This is a genomic window from Saccharopolyspora tripterygii (genome assembly GCF_054778355.1).
This window is the reverse complement of record NZ_BAAGZP010000071.1, coordinates 1-871: the sequence shown is the minus strand read 5'-3', so window position 1 is coordinate 871 and position 871 is coordinate 1. Positions and strand designations below refer to the sequence as shown.

Annotated in this window: 1 protein-coding gene; it reads right to left on the bottom strand. The window is 63.7% G+C overall.

Annotated elements, in window-relative coordinates:
- Nucleotides 1-871 (bottom strand): AMP-binding protein (locus ACYVF3_RS32570; protein ID WP_461158123.1); only part of this gene is annotated, 871 nt, incomplete at both ends.

Here is an 871-nt window from a genome sequence, read left to right as displayed (position 1 = left end):
CGAGGAGCTTGCGGGCTTGCTCGCGCATCTCGACCTTGCGGATCTTGCCCGTCACCGTCATCGGGAAATCATCCACCACGTGCACATAACGCGGGATCTTGTAATGCGCCAACTTCCCCGCGCAGAACTCCCGCAACGATTCCGCGGTCAACACCTCAGCCCCCGACCGCAACCGCACCCACGCCATCAACTCCTCCCCGTACCGCGCGTCCGGAACCCCGATCACCTGCGCGTCCAGCACATCCGGATGCGTGTACAGGAACTCCTCGATCTCCCGCGGATACACGTTCTCCCCACCACGAATCACCATGTCCTTGATCCGCCCGGTGATCGACACATACCCCTCCTCGTCCATCACCGCCAAATCCCCCGTGTGCATCCACCGCGCCGCATCGATCACCTCAGCCGTCTTGTCCGGCTGCTCCCAATACCCCAACATCACCGAATACCCCCGCGTGCACAACTCACCGGCCTCACCCCGCGGCACCGTCAACCCCGACACCGGATCCACCACCTTCACCTCCAGGTGCGGACCCACACGCCCCACCGTCGACACCCGCCGCCGCACCGAATCATCCGCACGCGTCTGCGTCGACACCGGAGACGTCTCCGTCATCCCATAACAAATCGACACCTCCGACATCCCCATCCGGTCGATGACCTGCTTCATCACCTCCACCGGACACGGCGAACCCGCCATGATCCCCGTCCGCAACGACGACAGGTCGAACGAAGAAAACTCCGGATGATCCAACTCCGCGATGAACATCGTCGGCACCCCGTACAACGACGTGCACCGCTCCCGCGCCACCGCCCCCAACGCCACCCCCGGATCAAAACCCTCCGACGGGATCACCATCGCCGAACCATG